The sequence below is a fragment of the Sinorhizobium fredii NGR234 genome (assembly GCF_000018545.1).
Lineage (GTDB): Bacteria > Pseudomonadota > Alphaproteobacteria > Rhizobiales > Rhizobiaceae > Sinorhizobium > Sinorhizobium fredii_A.
In genome coordinates this window covers 3,227,034-3,247,933 of record NC_012587.1, presented here as the reverse complement: position 1 = coordinate 3,247,933, position 20,900 = coordinate 3,227,034, and the positions used below count along the sequence as shown (strand labels likewise).

The 20,900-nt window shown below is 65.3% G+C and carries 13 protein-coding genes; 7 read left to right on the top strand and 6 right to left on the bottom strand.

What is annotated here, in order from left to right:
* The first annotated feature begins 166 nt into the window (after positions 1-166).
* The 5 genes from NGR_RS26585 (at position 167) to NGR_RS26565 (ending at position 6,472) form a co-directional block, all read left to right on the top strand.
* Complete coding sequence (locus NGR_RS26585; protein WP_012709578.1) at positions 167-646, top strand: formate dehydrogenase subunit gamma; 480 nt, start codon at positions 167-169, stop codon at positions 644-646.
* Positions 643-2,199 carry a formate dehydrogenase beta subunit gene (locus tag NGR_RS26580; RefSeq protein ID WP_012709577.1) on the top strand — a complete coding sequence of 519 codons (1,557 nt, stop codon included), beginning with the start codon at positions 643-645 and terminating at the stop codon, positions 2,197-2,199. Before NGR_RS26585 ends, NGR_RS26580 begins: the two co-directional genes overlap by 4 nt.
* Positions 2,200-2,416: 217 nt before the next feature.
* Positions 2,417-5,296: a formate dehydrogenase subunit alpha gene (fdhF, locus tag NGR_RS26575; protein WP_012709576.1), complete on the top strand. Its 2,880-nt coding sequence runs from the start codon at positions 2,417-2,419 to the stop codon at positions 5,294-5,296.
* Between the two features lie 8 nt (positions 5,297-5,304).
* Positions 5,305-6,210, top strand: a complete 906-nt coding sequence (gene fdhD, locus NGR_RS26570; protein WP_012709575.1) for a formate dehydrogenase accessory sulfurtransferase FdhD — start codon at positions 5,305-5,307, stop codon at positions 6,208-6,210.
* A 28-nt stretch (positions 6,211-6,238) separates the two neighbouring features.
* Positions 6,239-6,472, top strand: a complete 234-nt coding sequence (locus NGR_RS26565) for a formate dehydrogenase subunit delta (protein ID WP_012709574.1) — start codon at positions 6,239-6,241, stop codon at positions 6,470-6,472.
* Positions 6,473-6,751: 279 nt separating this feature from the next.
* Here NGR_RS26565 and NGR_RS26560 read toward each other — a convergent pair whose 3' ends face one another.
* The 4 genes from NGR_RS26560 to rocF form a co-directional block, all read right to left on the bottom strand.
* Entirely contained in the window at positions 6,752-8,533 is a 1,782-nt protein-coding gene (locus NGR_RS26560; protein ID WP_012709573.1) for a methyl-accepting chemotaxis protein, read from the bottom strand.
* 427 nt (positions 8,534-8,960) lie between these two features.
* Positions 8,961-9,440, bottom strand: coding sequence for a chemotaxis protein CheW (locus tag NGR_RS26555; RefSeq protein ID WP_012709572.1), 480 nt, complete (start codon positions 9,438-9,440; stop codon positions 8,961-8,963).
* Between the two features lie 207 nt (positions 9,441-9,647).
* Positions 9,648-10,853: an ornithine--oxo-acid transaminase gene (gene rocD, locus NGR_RS26550; protein WP_012709571.1), complete on the bottom strand. Its 1,206-nt coding sequence runs from the start codon at positions 10,851-10,853 to the stop codon at positions 9,648-9,650.
* A 65-nt stretch (positions 10,854-10,918) separates the two neighbouring features.
* Complete coding sequence (gene rocF / locus NGR_RS26545) at positions 10,919-11,842, bottom strand: arginase (protein WP_012709570.1); 924 nt, start codon at positions 11,840-11,842, stop codon at positions 10,919-10,921.
* Positions 11,843-11,982: 140 nt separating this feature from the next.
* Between rocF and NGR_RS26540 the strand changes: the two genes are divergently transcribed.
* Complete coding sequence (locus tag NGR_RS26540; protein WP_012709569.1) at positions 11,983-12,417, top strand: Lrp/AsnC family transcriptional regulator; 435 nt, start codon at positions 11,983-11,985, stop codon at positions 12,415-12,417.
* Between the two features lie 78 nt (positions 12,418-12,495).
* A complete protein-coding gene (locus NGR_RS26535; RefSeq protein WP_012709568.1) occupies positions 12,496-12,972 on the top strand; it encodes a VOC family protein in 477 nt (158 codons plus the stop codon).
* 206 nt (positions 12,973-13,178) lie between these two features.
* Here the strand turns inward: NGR_RS26535 and NGR_RS26530 are convergent, their stop codons facing one another.
* Positions 13,179-18,797, bottom strand: coding sequence for a translocation/assembly module TamB domain-containing protein (locus NGR_RS26530; RefSeq protein ID WP_164924510.1), 5,619 nt, complete (start codon positions 18,795-18,797; stop codon positions 13,179-13,181).
* Positions 18,798-18,898: 101 nt separating this feature from the next.
* Positions 18,899-20,812, bottom strand: a complete 1,914-nt coding sequence (locus tag NGR_RS26525) for an autotransporter assembly complex protein TamA (RefSeq protein ID WP_012709566.1) — start codon at positions 20,810-20,812, stop codon at positions 18,899-18,901.
* Positions 20,813-20,900: the final 88 nt, after the last annotated feature.

Below are 20,900 nucleotides of genomic sequence, written 5' to 3'. Positions count from 1 at the left end.
CGGAACAGCATTATTGACCCTTCTGGCCTTAAGCGCGAAGCTTGTTGCCTGTGTAGAGGCCGAAGGAGCTCCGACCTCTGCGGATATGCGTAGAATACACCAGCGCGGGAACGATCGAGCACGAGGCTCTGATTGCGACGCGCCACGAGCCGGGAGGGCTCTTCGCGTGAATACTCATTTGCCGGGCGCAGACGTGGCCGAGCGGACGCTGGCGATTGTCGGCGACCTCAAGGGGCTGGAAGGCCCGCTTCTGCCGATCCTGCACGAGATCCAGGACGAGTTCGGCTATGTGCCCGAGGCGTGTCTGCCGGTGATCGCCCGCGAACTCAACCTGTCGCGCGCCGAAGTCTATGGCGTCGTCACCTTCTATCACGATTTCCGCGAGCATCCGGCAGGGCGCCATGTTCTGAAGCTCTGTCGCGCCGAAGCCTGCCAGTCGATGGGCGGTGACCGGCTCGCCGAACGCGCCAAGGCGCTGCTCGGCATCGATTTCCATGAGACGACGCCCGACGGCGCCGTGACGCTCGAACCGGTCTACTGTCTCGGGCTCTGTTCCTGCTCGCCGTCGGCGATGCTCGACGGCGAAGTGCATGCGCGGCTTGACGACGCGGAACTTGAGGCGCTGGTCGCGGAGGCACGTCGATGACCGTCAAGATCTATGTTCCGCGCGATGCGGCAGCGATTGCCCTTGGCGCCGAAAAGGTGGCGACCGCGATGGCCGAGGCGATCGCCGCCCGCGGCCTCGACGCTGCCATTATCCGCAACGGCTCGCGCGGCATGCACTGGCTGGAGCCGCTTGTCGAAGTCGAAACGGCCGCGGGCCGCATCGCCTACGGCCCGGTGAAGGCGCGCGATGTCGCCACGCTTCTCGAAGCCGGACTGCTTTCGGGCGCCGCGCATCCGCTCTGTCTCGGCAAGACGGAAGAGATCCCGTTCCTGAAGAACCAGACGCGGCTGACCTTTGCCCGCTGCGGCGTCACCGATCCCCTGTCGCTCGACGACTACCGCGGCCATGGCGGCCTGCGTGGTCTTGAGAAGGCCGTCTCCATGGCGCCGGCGGCGATCGTCGCCGAGGTCACCGAAAGCGGCCTGCGCGGTCGCGGCGGCGCCGGCTTCCCGACCGGCATCAAGTGGAAGACCGTTCTCGAAGCCCAAGGCGCACAGAAATATATCGTCTGCAACGCCGACGAGGGCGACAGCGGTACCTTCGCCGACCGGATGATCATGGAGGGCGATCCCTTCGTTCTGATCGAGGGCATGGCGATCGCCGGCATCGCCACCGGCGCGACCAAGGGCTACGTCTATACCCGCTCCGAATATCCGCATGCCATTGCGGCGATGAGCGCCGCGATCGAGATCGCCCGCGCTGCCGGCGTGCTCGGCACTTCCGTTCTCGGATCGGCGCATGCCTTCGACATGGAAGTCCGCACCGGCGCCGGCGCCTATGTCTGCGGCGAGGAGACCTCGTTGCTCAACAGCCTCGAAGGCAAGCGCGGGCTGGTGCGCGCCAAGCCGCCGCTGCCGGCCCATAAGGGCCTGTTCGACTGTCCGACGGTCATCAACAACGTCATCTCGCTCGCCTCGGTGCCGGTCATTATGGACAAGGGCGCCGCTTACTATCGCGATTTCGGCATGGGACGGTCGCGCGGCACGATCCCGATCCAGATCGCCGGCAACGTCAAGCATGGCGGGCTTTACGAAACAGCCTTCGGCCTGACGCTCGGCGAGATCGTCGATAAGATCGGCGGCGGCACCGCCAGCGGCCGGCCGGTCAAGGCGGTGCAGGTCGGCGGTCCGCTCGGCGCCTATTTCCCGCGGTCGCTGTTCGACACTCCGTTCGACTATGAGGCCTTCGCGGCGAAGGACGGTCTGATCGGCCATGCCGGTCTCGTCGTTTTCGACGACACGGCCGACATGCTGAAACAGGCGCGCTTCGCCATGGAGTTCTGCGCGGTCGAAAGCTGCGGCAAGTGCACGCCCTGCCGCATCGGCTCGACGCGCGGCGTCGAGGTGGCCGACAGGATCGCGGCCGGCATCGAGCCGGAGAAGAACCGCGAACTGCTCGCCGATCTGTGCAACACCATGAAATTCGGCTCGCTCTGCGCGCTCGGCGGCTTCACGCCCTATCCGGTGACGAGCGCGATGACGCATTTCCCGGAGGACTTTTCGCCGGCACCGGTGGTGGAGGCCGCGGAATGATGGCGACGTACACCCCCCTCTGGCCTGCCGGCCATCTCCCCCACAAGGGGGGAGAACACGTGCGGCACGCCCTTTGCGCCGCTAGACATTCGCTGACCGTTCTATCGGATCGGACGGCTTGCCGCGGGTCGATCTCCCCCCTTGTGGGGGAGATGGCCGGCAGGCCAGAGGGGGGTAAATCCGCCCCCTTGAACATATCTTCGCAGGAGGCCCGCTAATGTCTCTCATTCATGAAATCGACTACGGCACTCCTGCTTCCAAGTCCGAAAAGCTGGTGACGCTGACGATCGACGGGCGCGAGATCACCGTGCCGGAAGGCACCTCGATCATGCGCGCGGCGATGGAAGCCGGCGTCGAAGTGCCGAAGCTCTGCGCTTCCGACATGATGGAGGCCTTCGGCTCCTGCCGCCTGTGTCTCGTCGAGATAGAGGGTCGCGCCGGCATGCCGGCCTCCTGCACGACGCCGGTGGCAGCGGGCATCAGCGTCTCCACCCAGACGCAGCGGCTCAAGGATGTGCGCCGCGGCGTCATGGAGCTTTATATCTCCGACCATCCGCTCGACTGCCTGACCTGCGCCGCCAACGGCGATTGCGAGCTGCAGGACATGGCCGGCGCCGTCGGCTTGCGCGATGTGCGCTACGGTTATGACGGGGCGAACCACGTCAAGGCGCGCAACAATGGCGAGATCAATCGCCAATGGGCGCCGAAGGACGAATCCAATCCCTACTTCACCTTCGATCCGGCGAAGTGCATCGTCTGCTCGCGCTGCGTGCGGGCCTGCGAGGAGGTGCAGGGCACCTTCGCGCTGACGATCAGCGGCCGCGGCTTCGACTCCAAGGTTTCGGCGGGGATGAACGAGGATTTCGTCTCCTCCGAATGCGTCTCCTGCGGCGCCTGCGTGCAGGCCTGCCCGACGGCGACGCTCACCGAAAAGTCGGTGATCGAGATCGGCCAGCCGGAGCATTCGGTCGTCACCACCTGTGCCTATTGCGGCGTCGGCTGCTCCTTCAAGGCGGAAATGCGCGGCGAGGAGCTGGTGCGCATGGTGCCGTGGAAGGACGGCCAGGCGAACCGCGGCCATTCCTGCGTCAAGGGCCGCTTCGCCTATGGCTATTCGAGCCACAAGGATCGCATTCTCAACCCGATGATCCGCGAGAAGATCAGCGATCCCTGGCGCGAGGTCACCTGGGAGGAGGCTTTCGCCCATGTCGCCTCGGAGTTCCGCCGTATCCAGTACCAATACGGCCGCGATTCGGTCGGCGGCATCACCTCGTCGCGCTGCACCAACGAGGAGACCTATCTGGTGCAGAAGCTGGTGCGCGCCGGCTTCGGCAACAACAATGTCGACACCTGCGCCCGCGTCTGCCATTCGCCGACCGGCTACGGCCTCAACCAGACGTTCGGCACCTCGGCCGGCACGCAGAATTTCGACAGCGTCGAGCAGACGGATGTCGCGATCATCATCGGCGCCAACCCGACCGACGGCCATCCGGTCTTCGCCTCGCGGCTGAAGAAGCGGCTGCGTGAGGGCGCCAAGCTGATCGTCATCGACCCGCGCCGCATCGACCTCGTCCGCTCGGCCCATGTCGAAGCGTCCTACCATTTGCCGATCAAGCCAGGCACCAACGTCGCCATTTTGACGTCGCTGGCGCACGTCATCGTCACCGAAGGCCTTGCAAACGAAGCCTTCATCCGCGAGCGCTGCGACTGGTCGGAATTCGAGGATTGGGCGGCCTTCGTCGCAGAGCCCTATCACAGCCCGGAAGCGAGCGAGGCCTATACGGGCGTTCCGGCCGAACTGGTGCGCGGCGCTGCTCGCCTTTATGCGACCGGCGGCAACGGCGCGATCTATTACGGCCTCGGCGTCACCGAGCACAGCCAGGGCTCGACCACCGTCATGGCGATCGCCAACCTCGCCATGGTCACCGGCAACATCGGCCGGCCGGGCGTCGGCGTCAATCCGCTGCGCGGCCAGAACAATGTGCAGGGCTCCTGCGACATGGGCTCGTTCCCGCACGAGCTTCCCGGCTACCGCCACATCTCCGACGATGCGACCCGCGAGATCTTCGAAAAGCTCTGGGGTGTGACGCTTAGCAACGAGCCGGGCCTGCGCATCCCGAACATGCTTGACGCGGCGGTCGACGGCACCTTCAAGGCGCTCTACATCCAGGGCGAGGACATCCTGCAGTCGGATCCGGACACCAAGCACGTCGCCGCCGGTCTTGCGGCGATGGAATGCGTCGTGGTTCAGGATCTCTTCCTCAACGAGACGGCGAACTACGCGCATGTCTTCCTGCCGGGCTCGACCTTCCTCGAAAAGGACGGCACCTTCACCAATGCCGAGCGGCGCATCAATCGCGTTCGCCGTGTGATGCGGCCGAAGAACGGCTATGCCGACTGGGAGGTCACGCAGACGCTCGCCCAGGCCATGGGGCTCGACTGGAATTATCGTCACCCATCCGAGATCATGGACGAGATCGCCGCGACGACGCCGAGTTTCGCCCTGGTCTCCTACGACTATCTCGACAAGATGGGCTCGGTGCAGTGGCCCTGCAACGAGAAGGCGCCGCTCGGTTCGCCGATCATGCATGTCGACGGTTTCGTGCGCGGCAAGGGCAAATTCATCCGCACCGAATATGTGGCGACCGACGAGAAGACCGGACCGCGCTTCCCGCTGCTGCTCACCACCGGCCGCATCCTCAGCCACTATAATGTCGGCGCGCAGACGCGTCGCACGGAGAATGTCGTCTGGCACCCGGAGGACCGGCTGGAAATCCATCCGCACGATGCGGAGCAGCGCGGCATTCGCGACGGCGACTGGGTCAGGCTCGCCAGCCGCTCGGGCGAAACGACGCTCAGATCGCTGATCACCGACCGCGTCGCGCCGGGTGTCGTCTATACGACCTTCCATCATCCGACGACGCAGGCCAACGTCATCACCACCGACTTCACCGACTGGGCGACCAATTGCCCGGAATACAAGGTGACGGCGGTGCAGGTCTCGCCTTCGAACGGCCCGTCCGACTGGCAGGTCGACTATGACGAGCAGGCCCGCCAGTCGCGGCGGATCGCCGGCAAACTGGAGGCGGCCGAGTAGGAGGCGGAATGGCAGGCAAACGACTTCCGCCCTCTTCCGCTGCCGTCACGGTCGGCGCGGCCGACAGCACCCTCTTCAGGACAACGGCGCAGGTTCCGGAAAAGGCGCGTCGCGCGGGCGTGCTCGTTTCGCAAACGCGCGTTGTCCCGGAAGAAACGCCGGTCGCCTTGACCTATGGCGGCTCGACGCATGCGGTGATGATGGCGACGCCTGCCGATCTCGAGGATTTCGCCGTCGGCTTCAGTCTGACCGAAGGCATCATCACCGATCCGGATCAGATCGAGACGGTCGACGTGGTCGCCGAGGAAAGGGGCATCGACCTGCAGATCGCCCTCCGGGAGGAGCAGAACGATGCCCTGCGCCTGCGCCGCCGCCATATGGCCGGCCCGGTCGGTTGCGGGCTCTGCGGCGTCGAATCGATCGAGCAGGCGGTGCGGACGACACCGGATGTTTCCGGTTCGCCCCTGAGACTTTCCGAGCAGGATGTCGTACAGGCGGTCGGGCTTCTCAACGGCCAGCAGCCCCTGCATCTCGAGACGCGCGCCGTGCATGGCGCGGCCTTCTATGTGCCGGGCCGCGGGCTGATCGCGGTGCGCGAGGATGTTGGCCGCCACAATGCACTCGACAAGCTCACCGGTGCCGCCGCGCGGGCCGGCTTCAGGGGCGCGCAAGGCGCCGTCGTCGTGACCTCGCGCGTCTCCGTCGAAATGGTGCAGAAGACGGCGATCGCCGGAAGTCCTGTCATCATCGCCATCTCCGCGCCGACGGCGCTTGCGATCCGGACGGCGGAGGAAGCCGGCATGACGCTGATCGCGCTGGTGCGCGGCGACGAATTCGAAATCTTCACCCATGCCGAGCGTATAGAGCGGGATGAGGAGAAGTGCGCGCGCTTTTCCGCCCGCATCCCGCGCTGATACGCAATAGAGACCGGAGCTGTCGCCGATGTCGACTGAAAATCCCAACGCCAAGCTGATCTACATGGCGAACCAGATCGCCACCTTCTTCCAGAGCCAGCCGGCGGCAGAGGCGGCGCAGGGCGTGGCGACGCATATCAACAAATATTGGGAGGCGCGGATGCGCCGCAAGCTGTTCGAGCATATCGATCACGGCGGCGAGGGACTGAACCCGCTGGTGCTGGAAGCCGCACCGAAGATCCGCCGCCCGGAAGCGGCGTAGTCGAAACCGGGAAACCCCTCCCCAACCCCTCCTTACAAGAGGGAGGGGCTCCCGGGGCCGTAGCTTCTCCGGCATTCTTGATCGCTGCTGCAAGACTCAAGTCTTGGGGGCGCAGTTAGGGCGCGGCAGGCGCCCCTCCCCCTTGTGGGCCCTTGTGGGGAGGGGTTGGGCAGGGGTGTCTTGCGTAGTCCTAACTAAACCTCACCTTTGAAAGCCATCAGGGAAAGGCGACTGCCGTGTCGCCTTCGCCTTCTCCGAGCGCGGGGTTCGAGGATGCGCTCAGAAGTTCTGCCAGGCGTCGGCGGCCGGCACGACCGCAAGGTTTCGCTTTTGGGCGCCTCTTGTTGCCGTTGCGGCATGCGGCCGGTCGGGTGAAGCGGGCGCATCAGCGCGCATTTCCCTCGGACCGCCGCTGATATCCTGACCGATGCGGAATTGCCGGAGAAGGCCGTAGAGAGCCTCTGCCTCGCGCGACATGGCGTGGCTCGCCGCGGTGCTTTCCTCGACCATGGCGGCGTTCTGCTGTGTCGCCTGATCCATCGCATTGACCGCCTGGTTGATCTCCTTGAGGCCCGTCGCCTGCTCGCGCGCCGCTTCGACGATCGCCGAGACGTTGAGGTTGATGTCCTGGACCTGGACGAGGATCTGCTCCAGCGCGGCGCCCGTTTGGCCGACCAGCGCGACGCCGCTGCGGACATGCTCGCCGGAGGTGGTGATCAGCGCCTTGATGTCCTTTGCGGCGCTTGCCGAACGCTGGGCGAGCTCCCGCACCTCCGTCGCCACGACCGCGAAACCCTTGCCCGCTTCGCCGGCGCGGGCCGCCTCGACGCCGGCATTGAGTGCCAGCAGGTTGGTCTGGAAGGCAATATCGTCGATCACGCCGATGATGTTGCTGATCTCGCGGGATGATTGCTCGATCTGATCCATCGCGCCGATGGCATTCCGGACGACGAGCTTCGAGTGTTCTGCTCCGTCCTTTGTCTTGGCAACAAGGTGGCCGGCCTCCTCGGCGCGACGGCTCGAATCGGCGACCGTGGTGGTGATCTCGTCGAGCGCCGCGGCCGTTTCCTCGACGGATGCGGCCTGCTGTTCGGTCCGCTTCGACAGATCGTCGGCGGCGGACCTGATCTCCCGTGCGCCGCCGGCAATCGCTCCGGCGTTTTCCCCGACCGTTTGCATGGCACGACAGAGGCGGGCGATCGCTTCGTTGAAGTCATTGCGCACCGTCTCCATGCTCGGCACGAAGGGTGTCTCCAGAGTCCGTGTCAGATCGCCTTCCGCCAGCGATCGCAAGCCGGCGCCGAGCGCGTTGATCGCCGCCATGCGTTCGCTGACGTCGGTCGCGAACTTGACCACCTTGTAGACCTTGCCGTTGGGGTCGCGGATCGGGTTGTAGGCGGCCTGGATCCAGATTTCCTTGCCGCCCTTGCCATAGCGGACGAATTCGCCTGCGCTGAATTCGCCCTGGGCGAGCCGTCTCCAGAAGTCGCTGTATTCGGCCGTGCGGGCGTAGTTCGGCTCGCAGAACATGCTGTGATGGCGCCCTTCGATTTCGGAGAGCCGGTAGCCGAGGGCGCCGCAGAAATTCTCGTTGGCCGTGATGATCTCCCCGGTCGGGGTGAATTCGATCACCGCCTGTGACTGGGAGATCGCCTCGAGCTTGCCCGCATCTTCCGTTGCTTTGAGTTTTGCTGCGGTGATGTCGGAGGCGAACTTGACGACCTTATAGGGCTTGCCGTTGCGAAGGACCGGGTTGTAGGTCGCTTGTATCCATATTTCCCGCCCACCCTTGGTCACACGCTTATAGGCATTGCTGTCGAACTCGCCGCGGCCCAAACGCGCCCAGAACGCGCGATATTCGGGCGTTGCGGCGTAGTCCGCGGGGCAGAACAAGCGATGGTGCTGGCCAACGATTTCCTGAAGGCTGTAGCCGAGCGCTTTGCAGAAATTCTCGTTTGCGGTGAGGATATTGCCGGTGAGGTCGAACTGGATGATCGCCTGCGATTTCGACAATGCCGCGATGATATGGTTTGAATCCGAACGCTTCGCAAAAGAAAACATGATTGCTCTCCAAACTCGTTTCACTTGCTGAATCGAAGTCAATACGGGATGGGACCTTGATCGGCGGGTGTGCGGATGGTCTTCGCCATACGCCCCCGGGGACAAGAACAGGATGGGATGCGTCGACTGTCTGGTCGGCCGCGCGCCGTCCCCACAGGTCAGCGCTTGATGCATTGGGAAGATCTCGGGAAATGCTGGGCTTCATGCCCCGCGGCCGCTTATACAATCTACGTTAGATTTTGTGAGTTAATGCAAAATTAAAATAGTAATAATCAAATATCAGTTGTAGAAAATTGCAGTCTCATCAAAAGTAGTACTACTTGCTCCGCTTTTATACCTGCCGTAGCCGGCGCGCCCAACGCACGGCCAACGAAAAAGGCCGCCTCGCAGTAGCGAGACGGCCTTGATCGGCTGGAGGTGCCGGATGTCAGGCGGCGAGCTCTTCCACCTCGCGCTCCTTGAACATGCGAGCGAGGTTGAGGAAGCAGATCATGCCGTTCTCGTTGGCGATGATGCCTTCGGCGAAGCTCTTGTCGAAGGAGGCGGTGACTTCCGGGACCGGCTGTACCTGGCTGCCCTGGACCGTCAGGATGTCGGAGACGCGGTCGACGACGAGGCCGATCACCATGTTGTGGACTTCGGCGACGACGATGGCGCTGCGCTCGTTGGCGACGGTGGATTTCATGCCGAGCTTGTGGGCGAGGTCGATGATCGGGATAACCGTGCCGCGCAGGTTCATGACGCCGATCACTTCCGGCGGCGAATGCGGGATCGGCGTCGAAGGCGCCCAGCCGCGGATTTCGCGGATCGTCGTCGTCTTGACGCAGAATTCCTGATCGTGGAGGCGGAACGCGATGATCTCCAGCGTCTCGCCGTCAAATCCAGCCGTTTTCAACGTGCCAGTCATTTCAAAGCTCCTTCCGGCTTCCCGTCGGCGCCCGCGAGGCGCGACTTCGTAATGGGACCGCCGACGACATCCGGCGCGGCGCAAGCCGCATCATGCGCGGGGAGCCCGCCTTGCGCTTTGGCGGCATACTAGGCCGGGATTCGTTAAGACTTGCTTTTTACGATGCCCCGCGAAAGACCAGGCATCGCCGAGTTGGCGTGGGACGGTTCAGGTGGAAGCGAGCACCGCCGCGAATTGCTCGAGCGCCCAGTCGACCTCTCCCGCGGTGATGACGAGCGGCGGGGCGATGCGGATCGTGTCGCCGTGGGTGTCCTTGGCGAGGATGCCGCGCGCCTTCAGCGCCTCGCAATATTTGCGTGCGCCGCCGGCCTCCGGCACGAGTTCCACGGCGAGCATCAGGCCGCGGCCGCGGACTTCCCTGATGATGTTGGAGCGAATGTCCGTCAGCCCCGTCATGAAGCGTTCGCCCATCCGCGCCGAATTCTCGATCATGCCTTCTTCGGTCAGCACCTTCAGTGCCGCCCTGGCGATCGCGCAGGCGAGCGGGTTGCCGCCGAAGGTAGAGCCGTGCTGGCCGGGCTTCAGCACGCCGAGGACCTCCGAATTCGAAAGCACGGCAGAAACCGGGTAGAAGCCGCCGGAAAGCGCCTTGCCGATCAGTGTCACATCCGCCTCGATGGCCTCGTGTTCTTCCGCGAGGAGCTTGCCGGTGCGGCCGAGACCGGTCTGGATCTCGTCGAGGACAAGCGTGATGGCGTGCTTCGTGCAGAGCTCGCGCACTTCCGCGAAATAGCCGGCAGGCGGTACGATGACGCCGGCCTCGCCCTGGATCGGCTCGACCAGGAAGGCGACGGTGTTCTCGCTGATCGCCGCCCGGAAGGCATCGATGTCGCCGAAGGGAACGATCCTGAAGCCGGGCGCGAAGGGACCGAATCCGTCATGCGAGTCGGGATCGGTCGAAAAGCCGACAATGCCGATGGTGCGGCCGTGGAAATTGTTGGCGCAGACGATGATCTCCGCCTGGTCGGCGGCGACGCCCTTGACCTCGTATCCCCATTTACGGACGGCCTTGATCGCCGTCTCGACCGCCTCGGCGCCGGAATTCATCGGCAGCACCTTGTGCGAGCCGGTCAGCGCAGCGATCTCCTCGTAGAAGAGCGCGAGCTGGTCGTTGCGGAAGGCACGCGAGGTGAGCGTCAGCTTCTGCGCCTGCTCCACCATCGCCTTGAAGATCTTCGGGTGGCAATGGCCCTGGTTGACGGCCGAATAGGCCGACAGGCAGTCGAGATAACGGTTGCCCTCGATGTCCCAGACGAACACGCCTTCGCCGCGCGTCAGCACGACGTCGAGCGGCTTGTAATTGTGTGCGCCGAGCAGATGTTCGGTCTCGATCAGGGCGGCCGTGGTCTTCATCGATGCCTCTCGCTATCTCCTCCGGCCGCCGCTTCGATTCGGCGGCGGCCGGGATCGGGCCATTCTCAGGCGCTCCGGGTCGGCCGGTCAAGGATGCGGCGGCCGAAGAGGCTCGCCGTCAGCTCCACCAGTATGCGGGCGCTCTTGCCGCGGTCGTCGAGGAACGGGTTGAGTTCGACGACGTCGAGCGAAGAGACGAGACCGCTGTCGCAAAGCATCTCCATGATGAGATGGGCCTCGCGGAAGGTGGCGCCGCCCGGCACGGTGGTGCCGACGCCGGGGGCAAACTCCGGATCCATGAAATCGACGTCGAGGCTGACATGCAAGAGGCCGTCGGCGGCGCGCACGTCGTCGAGGATCTGCCGCATGATATGGGCCATGCCTATCTCGTCGACGGCCCGCATGTCGTAGACATTGACGCCGTGCTCGGCGATCTCCTCGCGTTCGCGTGAATCGACCGAACGGATACCGACCTGGTAGACCCTTTTCGGATCGACGAGCGGCCGATCTGCGGCGAGAATCGGGGTGAATTCCGCTTCGCCGCAGAAGAAGGCAACCGGCATGCCGTGCATGTTGCCGGATGGCGACGTCGAAGGCGAGTTGAAGTCGGCGTGGGCGTCGAGCCAGAGCACGAAGAGCGGCCGGCCGACCTCGTGCGCGTAGCGCGCCATGCCGGAGACGCTGCCCATCGACAGGGCATGATCGCCGCCGAGAATGATCGGGACATGTCCCTTGCGGGCCGTGTCATGTACCGTGTCGTTGAGCGCCCGGGCGAAGGCGGCGACCATCTGCAGATTGTTCGCGCCCGCATGGTTCGGAAGGTCGCGGGCCGGCAGTGGCCGCAGGTCGCCTTCGTCGTGAACCGTATGGCCCAATTCGGAAAGCACCGTGTCGATGCCGGCAATCCTCAGCGCCGTCGGGCCCATGGCCGCGCCGCGGCGCCCGGAACCTTCCTCGATGGGTGCGCCGATCAACGTAATGCTCTTCATGTCCGCCTCTTCTCTCATCGGAATCTCAAGGGTCGAGACGGATTATCGCCAAAGGCTGTGACAGCAAAAAGATGGAAAACTGCGGATAAGAAGGCTATACTTCGCATATTGATAAGCTGCCTCTGACAAAGTGAAAGAGAATGGACGATCTCGACCAGGCCCTCATCAGCGCCCTGCGGCAGAATGCGCGAATTCCGGTCTCGACGCTTTCGGCGAAGACCGGGGTATCGCGCGCCACGATCGCGGCGCGCATCGACCGGCTGGTCGCCAACGGAACGATCGCGGCCTTCACTATCCGGACGGGATCGGAAATCCTTGCCTCGGGGGTCCGCGCCGTCGTGATGATCGAGGTTCATGGCAAGATGGCCGATCGGGTTGCCGAGCAGTTGCGCGGCCTGCCGCAGGTGAGGGCGCTGCACAGCACCAATGGGCGATGGGACTTCATCGCCGAACTCGAGGACCGCGACCTCGCCAGCTTCGACGAGACCTTGCGCCGCATCCGGCTCATCGACGGCATCACCGTCACGGAAACGAACATTCTGCTCAAGACCAGCAAATTGACCGGCGCTTTCTGATCGCACTGTCGAGTTTGTTCTTGATTTGTTCTCATGCTCGTTTAAGATGCTGCGTCTCAGCGAACAAGGGAGGATGTCATGGCCATTTCCGGTGGCGGCGCAACGGCGCGACAGATCTGCATAAAACTGTTCGTCAGGCACGGCGACGAGGAGCGGGCGATCGCATTTTATCGCGATGTCTTCGGCGCCGAGCTCCTCCAGCGCCATGAATGGAGCGGCATTCTGACGAGCGCCGACCTCGGCATCGGCGCCTCGATCTTCCGGGTGGCCGGCGCCAATCCGCGCCGCGATGCCGAGCCGCGCCTCGGCGGGCCGCGCTCGCCGCATGCGCTCGGCACGACGGCGGCGATTCTCGAGCTGCATGTCGACGATGTGGATCGGGTGCTCGCCCGGGCGATGGGCGCCGGCGCCAGCCTGCGCAATGCGGTCGAGACCCTGCCGACGGGCGACCGCGTCGCCGCGCTCATCGATCCGTTCGGCCATATCTGGGCGCTGTTCATGGCGATCGATGAGAGCGACTTGGACGTCTTCGGGGTGGAGAGGAATGCTGCTTGATCGGGGCAGCTGTGCTCCTGATTCTAGACCCCGCCCCACCCCCTCCCCACAGGTGGGAGGGCTTAACCTGCCGCGCCCGCACCGCCTCTTTTGAGCCGTTCCGGCGGCGGTTGCGATTGGGCAATGGCAGTCGGGCGCAGCGGGCACCAAAGCCCCTCCCCCTTGTGGGGAGGGGTTGGGGAGGGGTCTTTCAGCACAAGTCCCGCCTAATACTCCCGCTCGAAGAAGATGCCGCCGGCGGCCGCGCCGTCGCCGGCGGCCTCGCCTTTCAGCTTCACGCCGCGGCCGATGTCGAGATTGATGATCGCCTTGCTGGAGGCGGAGTCCGAGCCTTGCTGCAGCTCGAGATAGGTCCGGTCGTTGAGATATTTGCCGGCCCGCACCTGGGCGGCGCCGCTCTCGTCGGTGGTGACGTCGAGGTCGTCGACGCCGAGCTTGTTGCGCAGGCCGTCGAGCAGCGACGTCGAGCTGCCGCCGGCAAGCTGGCTGACCGCCGAGGCGAGCTGGGCGATCTGGAAGGCCGACAGGTTGTTGAGCGACCGGTTGAAAATCAGCTGCGCCAGGATCTCGTCCTGCGGCAGCGCCGGCGAGGAGGAGAAGGTCACCGTCGGGTTATTGGCCGGTCCGGCGATGTTGACGGTGATGGTGGTCGAACCGGCGCTCGAGCTGGCGTCGAGGTCGAGGGTCGGCACGAGATCGCCGCCGAAGCCGATATGGCCGTCGGTGAAGGTCAGCCGTTTGCCGAGGATTTCCAGCCGGCCGCGCCGCATGTCGAAATCGCCGGAGACGATCGGCCGGACGGCGGTGCCGCGGATCGTCAGGTCGCCGCCGAGTTCGGCATCGATGCCGCGGCCGCGCACGAAGAACTGGCCGGGTGAGCGGACGGCGAGATCAAAGGCGATGACACCGCTGGCGTTGACGCCGTTCGCACCACCGGACGTCTCCCTGCGCACGTCCCGCGTCATCTGCCTGACCCCGGCCGGCGCGTTCCGGTGCTTGATGTCGATCGCCGCGAGCGAGGTCGGCAGTCTTTCCGGCACGGTAATCGCCGCCCTGCGGATCGTCAGTTCGCCGCCGAGCACCGGCGTCGCGACGAGCGGGCCTTTGAGCGTCAGGTCACCGGCAAGATTTGCGGTGAACAGGGTGCCGTCCACATAGGTGGCGTTGTTGAGGCGAATGCGGAGGTCGGCCGGGAAGTTGGAACCGGCGACAATGCCCACCGTGCCGCTTGCCTCGATCGATCCGCCGCTGGCGAGATTGCCGGAGAGCCTGGTGATCGTCGCCTGCCGGCCGTCGAGCGTGACATTGGCCGCAAGGTCGTTAAGCGCCAGATTGCGCCGAACGTCGACAAGCCGGCCGCCGGTGGTGGAAACGGTGCCGGCGATTTGCGGCGCCCTGGCCGAACCGGAGAGGGACAGATCGACCCTCGCCGAACCGGTAAGGGTGAAACCCTGCTCCGCCATGATGCCGGCAAGCAGCGCGAAGGGCACATCGCCGGCGAATTTCATCGACATCGGCATGTTGCCGGCAACGTCGACCTGGCCGCCGCCCCGGAAGGTGAGGCCACCCGGCCCCGAGACGGTCGCGTCGAGCGTGACGCGGTTGTTGGCAAATCGACCCTTCGCCGCGATTTGCAGGCCCGTCACGCCGGCGCCGCGCGCGGCGGCGACCGAAGCACCGCTCCATCTCAGATCGTAGTTGACGACCGGCGCGGCGGCGGTGCCGCTGAGATTGACGGTTCCGTCGATCGTTCCTTCGGCGCCGAGCGTTGCCGCGAAGGTGTTGATCAGGGCGGCGGGCAAGGCATTGAGTCTCGCCGAAATGTCGAGCCTCTCACCAGCGGTTCCAGCGACGGCAATCGTGCCGTTCGATGCCTGGATGGTCAGGTCGCCAAGGCGCACGACGCCATTCTCGATGGCGACGACCGTCGGCCTGGCGAGCTTCAGCGGCAGCTTCCGCGGCGCGGCCGAAAGCGAGGCGAGACGAACTTCGGTGCGGCCGCCGGCACTCGACAGATCGCCCTTGGCGACAAGCGGAGCGCCGTCATACTGGCCGGCGACGTCGAAGCCCGTCCGGCCGCCCTGCTGGTCGAAGGTCAGGTTGAGGGCGGAGACGCGGTTCTGCCCCTGCGCGACGCTGTCGGCCCTGACGGTGCCACGGATCGCCAGAGCGGCGATGTCGGCGATGCGGATATCGGCCACCGGCTTGGTGACCGCCAGCGCATCACGCTTGATGCTGCTGCCGCTTGCCTTGATCGACACGGATGTGACGCCGTTTGCCGTCGCAACCTTCGCCGAGCCCGCAAGGTCGCCGGACGCCTTCTGGCCGGCCATGGCGGCGACCAGGCCGAGATCGGGAAGGTTGAAGTCGATGGTGCCGTTCGGCTTGAAATCCGCCGTCAGGTCGATCGCGCCGGTGATGCGGTTGTCGCCGATCTTCGCCTCGAGGGTGGGGATGGATGTCCGGCCCTCCGCCGAAACCACTTCGGCCCGGACATCGATCGGCTGGCCGTCGAGCGCGCCGGTCGCGCTGAGTTTTGCCTGCGGGCTCCCCGGCTTGACCGTTGCGTCCGCGGTAACTATCAGGTCCGACAGCGAGCGGCCGGCCAGCCTTGCGCCGCTCGAGGTCAGCTCGCCCTTGATGGCCAGCGAATCGAGCGGGCCGGAAACATCGGCGTTGAAGCCGGCCTTTCCGTCCGCATCGGCAAGCAGCTTGCCGAGATCGGGCAGCGTACCCTCCATGTCGGCGGTGAGTTGACCTTCGGCGATGGTTGCCGAACCGCTGGCGTTGACGGTGCCGGACTGGATCTCGAGGGCGCGCAGCTTGACGCTGCCGTCGCCGCCGGTCTCGACCTTGCCCGACACGGCCACCGGCGCGTCGAATCTCGCTTGAAGGCCAGGCGGCAGGAAGCCCGGCTCAGCCCGGACGTCGAAGCTCGCCGTCGCCGTTTTCTCGGCACGGGCGAGGCTGCCGACGAGATTACCGCGGAACCCGGGGCTCTCGATCGTCGTCGGGTCGAAGCTGATCGTCGCGTCGGTGATGGTGACCGCGCCCCTGGCGGTCAGATCCTGCGGGGCAAGCCCTCCCGATCGCAGCGAGGACATGGAGGCGCCGCTCCAGGCGAGGTCGTAGGCGACCACCGGGGCCTGCGCTTCGCCATCGATATCGACCGTGCCGGCAATGGTGCCTTCGGCGCCGAGCGTCGGCGCGAAGATGTTTATGAGTACGGCGGGGAGGTCGTTCAGGCTCGCCCGGAGGTCGAGGTTATCGCCGGCCGTGCCGGAAACGGCGACGGTGCCGGTCGAAGCCTGGATTGTCAGCCCGTCGAGATGAGCCACGCCGTTTTCGATGGCGATCACGGTCGGCCCGGCGAGGCTCAGCGGCAGGCGTCTCGGTGCCGCCGCGGCGGAGGTAAGGCGGATCTCGGTGCGGCCGGCGTCGCTCGTCAGCTCGCCGGCTGCCTTGAGCGGCGCGCCGTCATAGAGGCCTTCGGCCGAAAAGCCGGTCCGGCTTCCCTGCTGTTCGAAAGCGAGGGTGAGGTCGGAAACCCGGTTGTCGCCCTGCGCAATGCTTTCCGCCCTGACGCTGCCCTTGATTGCCAGTCTGGCAATGTCGGCGATGCCGAGATCGACGGCTGGTTTGGCGATCGTCAGCGCGTCCCGCGCGATGGTGTTGCCATTGGCCTTGATTGCGACCGACGTGACGCCGTTGACGGTCTCGAGCGTCGCCGAACCGGCAAGGTCGCCGGAGGCCTGCTGGCCGGCCATGGCGGCAAGGAGCCCGAGATCGGGGAGGTTGAAGTCGAACCTGCCGTTCGGCTTGAAATCGGCCGTCAGGTCGATCGTGCCGGTGAGGCTGTTGCCGCCGATTTTCGCTTCCAGCACCGGAACGGAGGTGCGGCCGTCCTTCGAAACGACGTCGGCGCGAATGTCGATCGCCTGGCCGTCGAGCGTGCCCGTGGCGGTGAGCTTCGCTTCGGGGCTGCCGGGCGTCGCCGTCGCATCGGCATTGATGGTTAGATCGCTCAGCGTGCGTCCGGCGAGCGTCGCGCCGCTCGAGGTGATCTCCGCCTTGACGCCGAGCTTGGCCAAGGGGCCGGAGGCGGCCGCCTGGAAGGCCGCGCTGCCCTTTGCGTCGGGCAAAAATCGGCCGAGATCCGGAACCGCGCCCTTCAGATCGGCCGTCAGCGTCTCGCCCGAAAGCGTAAGCGAGCCGGAGGCTTCGACGGCTTCGGAGTTGATCTCGAGGCCGCTCACCTGAAGGCTGCCGTCTTCTTCGGTCAGCAGATTGCCGGAGACGGCGATCGTCTTCTCGAACTTTTCGGCGAGCGCCGGCGGCAGCACGCCCGGAACGGCGAAGAGCTTGAACGCAGCCCCGAGTGTCGTGTCGGTGCGATCGAGGCTGCCGGTGAGGGAGCCGCCGATGCCGGGGCTTTCGATCGTCAACGGGTCGAAGCGGATATCCTCCGGCGCGATCGCGACGGTGCCGGCGAGCTTCATGGGGGCCTTAATCGCCCGGTCGAGATCGGCGCTTGCGAAGCGCGTCTCGCCGATTTCCACCGCCGTCTTCAGCGACCCGGACTGCGTTTCGAGGTTGAAGGCGTCACTTTGCGCCGAGAGCCGGATAGCGCCGAGATTTCCCTGCGGCAGGCCGAGCGAGGCGATATCGGCGGCAATGTCGAGGATCGCCGATTGCCCTTCGCCGATCAGCGTCAGGTTGGCCGTGTTGATGCGGGCCTGCAGCTCGCCGTCCTTCAGCGGCCAGCGGAAATCGAACGGGCCGCTCGTGCCGGCGACGCTTGCCTGAAGATTGTTTTCGCCGCGGCTGTCGACTGTTCCCGAGGCGTTCAGCGTCAAGGCGCCGGTCGCAAGCTTGCCCGCGTCGATCCGGACCTTGCGCTTCCCGTCGAAGGCGGCCGTCAGGTCGATGCTGGTCGTTCCCTCGAAAAGCGGCCTGAAGGCGGTCGGCATCAGGGTGGCGAAAGCACCGCCGCCGGAGAGATTGAGGTTGTGCATGCCATCGGCCGCCAACACGTGGCGGCCCTCCAGCCGCAGAAGCTCGCTGCCGTCGAGCGACGCGGTGCCTGAGCCGGTCCAGTCGGAAAGCGGCCCCTGTCCGGTGAGCCGGATATCGACCGATGGTTCGCCCGGCAGCCGCAACAGCTTGGCGAGCAGCCCGCCCTTCGGTTCGGCGATCTCGGCCTCGAGCTTCAGCTCGTTGCCGGCCGGATTGAAGACGAGGTCGGCGACGGCGCGCGCTTCCGGCCGGTCGCGTTCGGCCGCATCGAAGGCGAGCGCGATGCTCGAGTTGGTCGCGTCGACCTTGCCCTTGGCGGTCAGGAACTGGTCCTTGCCGGCGATCGCCTTGCCGATGACGATCTCCTGGAGATCGAGGGCATCGATTTTCACATCCACGGGCAGGGCGAGCGTGCTTCGAACTTCCTTCGTCTCGGTGGAGGGGATCGGCAGCCGTTCGAGGCGGACGGAGGCGGCAGATATGTGGCTCGCGTCGAAGCGCATCGACAGAAGTTCGGCCGGCGACCAGTTCACCGACAGGTCGCGAACCTCCGCATAGATTCCCTCGCCGTCGAAAAGCGTCACCGTTCCGGCGGTGAAATCGCCGGTGAGCAGCGCGCCCGGATCGGAGATGCGGACGATCTGGTCGGGTGTGGCCGCATATTTTTCGATCGCCCAGGCGACGACGCGCGCGCCGGGCACGGTGAAGCCGAGGAAGGCGACGAGGAGAAGCAGCGCAACGACGAGCACGCCGAGGAAGGCGAAGAAGTAGCGCAGCGCTGATCGAAATGTGCCGATGACCTGATTCATGTCCTATCCATAGACCATGTTACGCCGCTCTGGAATCGGCAGGACGGAAGCGCATCGCGCTTGGACGGAATGCTATTCTACCATGGCTTCGCGGCTCAGCCTCAAAAAGACTGGCCGATGCCGGCATAGATGCCGTATTCGGTGCCGCCCGGATATTTGTTGAGCGGAACCGCAAAATCGAGACGGATAGGCCCGAAGGGCGTCGCATAGCGCAGCCCGATGCCGGCCCCGGCGCGTATGTCGGAGAAATCCGGTGCGGTCCCGGTCGAGACGCTGCCGGCGTCGATGAAGGGCACGATGCCGATCGTATCGGTGACCGCAATGCGGACTTCGAGCGAGCCGTTCACATAGGAGCGGCCGCCGGTCTCTTCGTTGTCGGCATTGCGCGGGCTGATCTCCTGGAAGGAATAGCCGCGCACCGAGCCGCCACCGCCGAGGAAGAAGCGCCGGGTCGCCGGAATGTCGGAAAGCTCGTCGCCGCCGACGAGCACCCCGGCGCCAAGCTTGCCGGCCAGCACGAAGCGGTTCTCGCTGCCGAGTGCATGATAGGCGGAGGCGGAGGTCTCGAAGGAGCTGAAGAAGGTCTGGCCCTCGATCTCGTAGCTCGGCTTCGCGTTGATCATCGCCCGGTAGCCTTGCGTGGCATTCAACTTGTCGTCGCGGGTGTCGCGGACATATTCGAGCGGGATCGCGGCGGTCAGATAGGAATTCGAGCCGAAGGCATCGTCGATATCCGCCCATCCCAGCTCCGCCCCGACCGAGACGGTATCCTCGGGCGTAAGCTCGAAACCGGCGCCCGCAGCGGCGGTGATCGTCTTGGCATTATAGGCATCCGGATCGACGATCGCCGCCTTGACGCTCGCCGTGAAGGTCGATGCCGGCCCGAAGGCTCCGGGCTTGGCGAAGAGAATGCCGGCCGAATAGTCGAGCCCGCCGACATCGGTGGTCTCGCCGATCCGGTCGACGGAGCCCTCGATCCGGAGCGATTCGGCCCGGCCGAAAAGATTGCGGTGCCCCCAATAGCCCTGCAGGCCGAGACCGTCGGTCGTCGAGACCTGGCCGCCGAAACCGAAGTAGCGGTGCTTGCCTTCGGACACCTGGATGTTCATCGGGAGCGTGCCGTCCGGCGCAAGCTGATCGGCCTCGACGATGGTGACGCTGGAGAAGACGTTCAGCGTCCTGAGCCGCTCGGCCGCCTTGCGGATGCTTTCCGGCGAATAGGGCCGGCCATGATTGAGCCGCGAATAGTCGCGCACGAAATTCGGGTCGACGGTCTTGGTGCCGGTGACGGTGAGGTCGCCGACAGGCGCAACCGGTCCGGATTCGGCCCTGATCGTCACGTCGACCGTGGAGGTGGCATGGTCGGCGACGACGCTGCGCTCGCTGATCCTGGCGAGCGGCCGGCTCTGTTCCTTGAGATCGATGACGATCTGCTCGCCCGCCTTGATGATCAGCGTCGAGTCGGCGCGGGCGCCGCGCGTCAGGTCGTAGGTCGCCGGGTCGAGCCCCGCGGCATCGCCCTCGAATTTGATCGCATCGAGCGTGAAGGCCGGCCCCGGCGCGACGCGCACCGTCACCGGCACGGCCTGGCCGTCGGGGAAGGAAGGGTCGGGCGGCAGGCTGTCGATGTCCTGGCCATTGATCAGGATCGTGATGGTGCCGCCGTAGCGGGCCTTCTCGTAGAGCGCGGCAAGCAGCCGCTCCCGGTCGTCGCGCGCCTTGATCAGAAGTCCGAGGTCGCCGGAGACCGGCTTTTCCTGATCCTGGTTGAGCTGCGACGCGTTTTCGAGTGCCTCGCGCAACTCCTCGTCGTCCGTGCCGGGCTCGAAGGTAAGCGTGTAGTTGACGGGGTCGAGAACCTGCACCTGCTCTTCGGCGCTCTCGAAAAAGCGCATGCCGAAAATCCGGATCGCATGGGCCTGGCCGGCGAAAATCGGGCCGAGCGCCGTCGAGGCCGCAAGAGCAAGTGCTGTCGCCGCCTTCCAATACGCAGTACCCGAGCGTGGTGGAGACATCCTCCGCATCCCGTTTCAGGCGACTCCTTACTCACTGCCTGCATGTGCGGCAATGGGCACTCTAGCAGGGCAAAGTTTTCCATTTGTT

Excerpts from the sequence above, each read along its gene's own strand:
- NGR_RS26580 (WP_012709577.1), top strand. The coding sequence starts at position 643 with ATGACCGTCAAGATCTATGTTCCGCGCGATGCGGCAGCGATTGCCCTT.
- rocD (WP_012709571.1), bottom strand. The coding sequence starts at position 10,853 with ATGAAGACCACGGCCGCCCTGATCGAGACCGAACATCTGCTCGGCGCA.
- fdhD (WP_012709575.1), top strand. The coding sequence starts at position 5,305 with ATGGCAGGCAAACGACTTCCGCCCTCTTCCGCTGCCGTCACGGTCGGC.
- NGR_RS26565 (WP_012709574.1), top strand. The coding sequence starts at position 6,239 with ATGTCGACTGAAAATCCCAACGCCAAGCTGATCTACATGGCGAACCAG.
- NGR_RS26555 (WP_012709572.1), bottom strand. The coding sequence starts at position 9,440 with ATGACTGGCACGTTGAAAACGGCTGGATTTGACGGCGAGACGCTGGAG.
- rocF (WP_012709570.1), bottom strand. The coding sequence starts at position 11,842 with ATGAAGAGCATTACGTTGATCGGCGCACCCATCGAGGAAGGTTCCGGG.
- NGR_RS26540 (WP_012709569.1), top strand. The coding sequence starts at position 11,983 with ATGGACGATCTCGACCAGGCCCTCATCAGCGCCCTGCGGCAGAATGCG.
- NGR_RS26530 (WP_164924510.1), bottom strand. The coding sequence starts at position 18,797 with ATGAATCAGGTCATCGGCACATTTCGATCAGCGCTGCGCTACTTCTTC.
- NGR_RS26525 (WP_012709566.1), bottom strand. The coding sequence starts at position 20,812 with ATGTCTCCACCACGCTCGGGTACTGCGTATTGGAAGGCGGCGACAGCA.
- NGR_RS26560 (WP_012709573.1), bottom strand. The coding sequence starts at position 8,533 with ATGTTTTCTTTTGCGAAGCGTTCGGATTCAAACCATATCATCGCGGCA.
- fdhF (WP_012709576.1), top strand. The coding sequence starts at position 2,417 with ATGTCTCTCATTCATGAAATCGACTACGGCACTCCTGCTTCCAAGTCC.
- NGR_RS26535 (WP_012709568.1), top strand. The coding sequence starts at position 12,496 with ATGGCCATTTCCGGTGGCGGCGCAACGGCGCGACAGATCTGCATAAAA.